3 protein-coding genes are annotated in these 2,672 nt (G+C 67.8%); all 3 read left to right on the top strand.

Translation table 11 applies throughout. The annotated features are described in order from the left end of the window. Window positions 1–431, top strand: a 431-nt coding sequence (locus AC1D01_RS29100) for a gamma-glutamyl-gamma-aminobutyrate hydrolase family protein (protein WP_477872616.1), incomplete at its 5' end; no start/stop codon positions are given. Between the two features lie 79 nt (window positions 432–510). Continuing rightward, on the top strand, window positions 511–1,878 hold the full coding sequence (locus AC1D01_RS29095) for a glutamine synthetase family protein (RefSeq protein WP_477872614.1): 1,368 nt from the start codon (window positions 511–513) through the stop codon (window positions 1,876–1,878). Window positions 1,879–1,898: 20 nt separating this feature from the next. Next, window positions 1,899–2,672, top strand: a 774-nt coding sequence (locus tag AC1D01_RS29090; RefSeq protein ID WP_477872612.1) for an aminotransferase class III-fold pyridoxal phosphate-dependent enzyme, incomplete at its 3' end; no start/stop codon positions are given.

The raw sequence follows: 2,672 nt of genomic DNA, 5'->3' as shown, positions 1-2,672 counted from the left end.
ACGTCGCGCTCGGCGGCTCGCTCTACCAGGCCGTGCAAGAGGTGCCCGGCCAGCGCGACCACCGCGGCGCGCCGCACCTGAAGGACGCGCCGCCCGAGGTCGTCTACGACTTCGCGCACGAGGTCACCGTGGTGCCCGGCGGCACGCTGGCCAGCATCATCGAGAAGCCGAGCTTCCAGGTGAACTCGGTGCACGGCCAGGGCGTCAACAAGCTCGCGCCGGGCCTGCGCGTCGAGGCGCGCGCGCCCGACGGCCTGGTCGAGGCCTTCTCGATGGCCGAGGCCAAGTCCTTCAACCTCTGCGTGCAATGGCATCCCGAATGGCAGGCCGCGCAGAACCCGATCTCGCTGCGCCTGTTCAAGGCCTTCGGCRCCGCCTGCCAGTCGTTCCGCGACCGCCACCGGGAGCCGCACCGCGACCCCGACCGTTAGGTGCGTTCCACCCTGCCCTGACGCTCGACCCAACCGCGGTCATCCTGACCTGCGGCCAACGAATCAAACAGGTGATCCCATGGTGGACAAGAACAACTTCAACTTCAGCGACCTCGAACAGTGGCTCAACGACCGCCGCGTGACCGAGATCGAGTGCCTGGTGCCCGACCTCACCGGCGTGGCCCGCGGCAAGATCCTGCCGCGCGAGAAATTCACCGAGGACCGCGGCATGCGGCTGCCCGAGGCCATCGTCGCGATCGGCGTCACCGGTGAATTCCCCGAGGAAGGCCCGTACTACGACGTGATCCACGCGACCGACCGCGACATGCACCTGCGGCCGGATCCGAGCACGGTGCGCATCGTGCCGTGGGCGGTCGACCCGACCGCGCAGGTCATCCACGACTGCTTCGACCGCGACGGCAAGATGATTCCGTACGCGCCACGCTCGGTGCTGCGCAACATCTGCGACCTGTACGCCGCCGAGGGCTGGGACCCGGTGGTCGCGCCCGAGCTGGAGTTCTACCTGATCGAGCGCAGCACCGACCCGAACCAGCCGCTGCGCCCGCCGAAGGGCCGCAGCGGCCGCGCCGAGACCTCGCGCCAGGCGTACTCGATCGATGCGGTGAACGAGTTCGACCCGCTGTTCGAGGACATCTACGCCTACTGCGAGCAGATGGAGTTGAACGTCGACACGCTGATCCACGAGRTCGGTGCCGGCCAGATGGAGATCAACTTCTTCCACGACCACCCGCTCGGGCTGGCCGACGAGGTGTTCTTCTTCAAGCGCACGATCCGCGAGGCCGCGCTGCGCCACGAGATGTACGCGACGTTCATGGCCAAGCCGATGGCCAACGAGCCGGGCAGCGCGATGCACGTGCACCAGAGCGTCGTCAGCAAGCTGACCGGCAAGAACATCTTCAGCAACGAGGACGGCTCGCCGTCGAAGGAGTTCTTCTGGTACATCGGCGGGCTGCAGAAGTACACGCCGGCGGCGATGGCGCTGTTCGCGCCCTACGTCAACTCGTACCGCCGGCTCGCACGCTCGACTGCGGCGCCGATCAACATCCAATGGGGCACCGACAACCGCACGGTGGGCATCCGCTCGCCGGTGGCGACGCCGGCGGCGCGGCGCGTCGAGAACCGCGTGATCGGGGCCGACGCGAACCCCTACGTGGCGCTCGCCGCCACGCTCGCCTGCGGCTACCTCGGCATCAAGAACAGGATCGAGCCGGCCGCCGAGTGCAAGGGCGAYGCCTACCTGTCGGAGTACCAGCTGCCGCGCTCGCTGAGCGAGGCGCTGGGCTGGCTCGCGGACGAGAAGGACCTGCACGACGTGCTGGGCAAGCCGTTCATCACCGTCTACTCCGAGGTCAAGGAGATCGAGCACGACGAGTTCATGAAGGTGATCTCGCCGTGGGAGYGCGAGCACCTTCTCCTCCACGTCTGACCGAACCCGGAGACCTTGCGATGACTGAAACCACCCGCAGTACCGCGCAGTGGCAGGCCGCCGATGCGGCGCACTACCTGCACCCCTTCACCGACTTCAAGTCGCTCGCGGCCAAGGGCTCGCGCGTGATCACGAAGGCCGACAACATCTACCTGTGGGACAGCGAGGGCAACAAGATCCTCGACGCGATGTCCGGCCTGTGGTGCGTCAACGTCGGCTACGGCCGCCAGGAGCTGATCGACGCGGCGACCGCGCAGCTGAAGCAGCTGCCGTTCTACAACTCGTTCTTCCAGACCGCGACGCCGCCGGCGATCGAGCTGGCCGAGCTGCTGGCGCAGGTGACGCCGCCGCAGTTCCAGCATGTGTTCTTCAGCGGCTCCGGCTCCGAGGGCAACGACACCGTGGTGCGCATGGTGCGGCGCTACTGGGACGTGCTCGGCCAGCCCGAACGCACGGTGATCATCAGCCGCAACAACGCGTACCACGGCTCGACGATGGCCGGCGCCTCGCTCGGCGGCATGAGCGGCATGCATGCGCAGGGCGGGCTGCCGATTCCCGGCATCGTGCACATCGAGCAGCCGTTCTGGTTCGAGAACGGTCAGGGGATGAACCGCGAGACCTTCGGCGTGCGCGCGGCCGATTGGCTGGAGGCGAAGATCCTCGAGGTCGGCGCCGACAAGGTGGCGGCCTTCATCGGCGAGCCGGTGCAAGGCGCCGGCGGCGTGATCGTGCCGCCGTCGAGCTACTGGCCGGCGATCCAGCGCATCTGCGACAAGCACGGCATCCTGGTGGTC

The organism is Rhizobacter sp. P3_B12 (assembly GCF_056402895.1).
Note: the sequence above shows the minus strand (reverse complement) of the source record. Positions and strands in the feature narration are given on the sequence as shown.